The organism is Vibrio anguillarum (assembly GCF_001989995.2).
GTDB lineage: Bacteria > Pseudomonadota > Gammaproteobacteria > Enterobacterales > Vibrionaceae > Vibrio > Vibrio anguillarum.
This window is the reverse complement of record NZ_JAHGUP010000037.1, coordinates 1-3,350: the sequence shown is the minus strand read 5'-3', so window position 1 is coordinate 3,350 and position 3,350 is coordinate 1. Positions and strand designations below refer to the sequence as shown.

2 rRNA genes are annotated in these 3,350 nt (G+C 50.3%); both read right to left on the bottom strand.

The features are described from left to right. Window positions 1-7: 7 nt before the first annotated feature. Window positions 8-123 (bottom strand): 5S ribosomal RNA (rrf, locus tag PL85_RS09845). A gap of 87 nt (window positions 124-210) precedes the next feature. Then, window positions 211-3,102: ribosomal RNA gene (locus PL85_RS09840) — 23S ribosomal RNA — on the bottom strand. Window positions 3,103-3,350 lie beyond the last annotated feature (248 nt).

Here is a 3,350-nt window from a genome sequence, read left to right as displayed (position 1 = left end):
ATTCAAAGCCTGGCGATGTCCTACTCTCACATGGGGAGACCCCACACTACCATCGGCGCTGTTGTGTTTCACTTCTGAGTTCGGCATGGAATCAGGTGGGTCCACAACGCTATGGTCGCCAAGCAAATTTCTTAATTCGGAAAGCTGTTTCGTTCTCATTCACACATTCAATGTTCTTCAATTGAGCCCACAAAACCCCTTCGGTGTTGTATGGTTAAGCCTCACGGGCAATTAGTATTGGTTAGCTCAACGCCTCGCAGCGCTTACACACCCAACCTATCAACGTTCTAGTCTCGAACAACCCTTTAGGACACTTAAAGTGCCAGGGAAGACTCATCTCAGGGCTCGCTTCGCGCTTAGATGCTTTCAGCGCTTATCAATTCCGAACTTAGCTACCGGGCAATGCCATTGGCATGACAACCCGAACACCAGCGGTTCGTCCACTCCGGTCCTCTCGTACTAGGAGCAGCCCCCTTCAATCTTCCAACGCCCACGGCAGATAGGGACCGAACTGTCTCACGACGTTCTAAACCCAGCTCGCGTACCACTTTAAATGGCGAACAGCCATACCCTTGGGACCGACTTCAGCCCCAGGATGTGATGAGCCGACATCGAGGTGCCAAACACCGCCGTCGATATGAACTCTTGGGCGGTATCAGCCTGTTATCCCCGGAGTACCTTTTATCCGTTGAGCGATGGCCCTTCCATTCAGAACCACCGGATCACTATGACCTACTTTCGTACCTGCTCGAACCGTCATTCTCGCAGTTAAGCGGGCTTATGCCATTGCACTAACCTCACGATGTCCAACCGTGATTAGCCCACCTTCGTGCTCCTCCGTTACTCTTTGGGAGGAGACCGCCCCAGTCAAACTACCCACCAGGCACTGTCCGCAACCCCGATGAGGGGCCTACGTTAGAACATCAAAACGACAAGGGTGGTATTTCAAGGTCGACTCCACGCAATCTAGCGACTGCGCTTCTAAGTCTCCCACCTATCCTACACATGTAGGTTCAATGTTCAGTGCCAAGCTGTAGTAAAGGTTCACGGGGTCTTTCCGTCTAGCCGCGGGTACACTGCATCTTCACAGCGATTTCAATTTCACTGAGTCTCGGGTGGAGACAGCGTGGCCATCATTACGCCATTCGTGCAGGTCGGAACTTACCCGACAAGGAATTTCGCTACCTTAGGACCGTTATAGTTACGGCCGCCGTTTACCGGGGCTTCGATCAAGAGCTTCGACCTAAGTCTAACCCCATCAATTAACCTTCCGGCACCGGGCAGGCGTCACACCGTATACGTCATCTTGCGATTTTGCACAGTGCTGTGTTTTTAATAAACAGTTGCAGCCACCTGGTATCTGCGACTCTCGTCAGCTCCATCCGCGAGGGACTTCACCAATAAGAGCGTACCTTCTCCCGAAGTTACGGTACCATTTTGCCTAGTTCCTTCACCCGAGTTCTCTCAAGCGCCTTGGTATTCTCTACCCGACCACCTGTGTCGGTTTGGGGTACGATTGCTTATAATCTGAAGCTTAGAGGCTTTTCCTGGAAGCAGGGCATCAATGACTTCACTGCCGTAGCAGCTCGACGTCGTGTCTCAGCCTAACAAGAAACCGGATTTACCTAGTCTCTTAGCCTACGCACTTGAACCAGGACAACCGTCGCCTGGCCCACCTAGCCTTCTCCGTCCCCCCATCGCAATTATAAGCAGTACGGGAATATTAACCCGTTTCCCATCGACTACGCTTTTCAGCCTCGCCTTAGGGGTCGACTTACCCTGCCCCGATTAACGTTGGACAGGAACCCTTGGTCTTCCGGCGGGGAGGTTTTTCACCCCCCTTATCGTTACTCATGTCAGCATTCGCACTTCTGATACCTCCAGCATGCTTTACAACACACCTTCAACGGCTTACAGAACGCTCCCCTACCCAATACAGTAAACTGTATTGCCGCAGCTTCGGTTTACTACTTAGCCCCGTTACATCTTCCGCGCAGGCCGACTCGACCAGTGAGCTATTACGCTTTCTTTAAATGATGGCTGCTTCTAAGCCAACATCCTGGCTGTCTGAGCCTTCCCACATCGTTTCCCACTTAGTAGTAATTTGGGACCTTAGCTGGCGGTCTGGGTTGTTTCCCTCTCCACGACGGACGTTAGCACCCGCCGTGTGTCTCCCGGATAGTACTTACTGGTATTCGGAGTTTGCAAAGGGTTGGTAAGTCGGGATGACCCCCTAGCCTTAACAGTGCTCTACCCCCAGTAGTATTCGTCCGAGGCGCTACCTAAATAGCTTTCGGGGAGAACCAGCTATCTCCGAGTTTGATTGGCCTTTCACCCCTAGCCACAAGTCATCCGCTAATTTTTCAACATTAGTCGGTTCGGTCCTCCAGTTGATGTTACTCAACCTTCAACCTGCCCATGGCTAGATCACCCGGTTTCGGGTCTATATCCAGAGACTAAATCGCCCAGTTAAGACTCGGTTTCCCTACGGCTCCCCTATTCGGTTAACCTTGCCACTGAATATAAGTCGCTGACCCATTATACAAAAGGTACGCAGTCACAGGACAAAGCCTGCTCCTACTGCTTGTACGTACACGGTTTCAGGTTCTATTTCACTCCCCTCACAGGGGTTCTTTTCGCCTTTCCCTCACGGTACTGGTTCACTATCGGTCAGTCAGTAGTATTTAGCCTTGGAGGATGGTCCCCCCATGTTCAGACAGGATAACACGTGTCCCGCCTTACTCGATTTCACTTATAATGATGGAACAGTTACGGGGCTATCACCCTTTATTGCGCCACTTTCCAGAGGCTTCACCTGCATCATTAAAAGCTTAAGGGCTAGTCCAATTTCGCTCGCCGCTACTTTCGGAATCTCTGTTGATTTCTTCTCCTCGGGGTACTTAGATGTTTCAGTTCCCCCGGTTTGCCTCCTTACCCTATGTATTCAGGTAAGGATACGTGCTTATGCACGTGGGTTTCCCCATTCGGAAATCGTAGACTCAAGTGGCTGTTACTGCCTAATCTACGCTTATCGCAAGTTACTACGTCCTTCATCGCCTCTGACTGCCAAGGCATCCACCGTGTACGCTTAGTCACTTAACCATACAACCCGAAGAAGTTTCGTGTTGCAGACAAGTCACCAAGGTTGTCTCTCATTATTTGAATGAGCGAGAGACGTTTGATTTTGCCGGACTCAATTTTGAAAACTTACCGTAGTAAGCTTTCCCAAGAACACTTGAATGTGTTTGGTATCAATACGTTAAACGTATTGATGTTGAGAACTTTTATTTGATAACAACAAACACGTTCGTTGTTATCAGTCAGCTTTCCCAACTCCAGATGAAAAATAC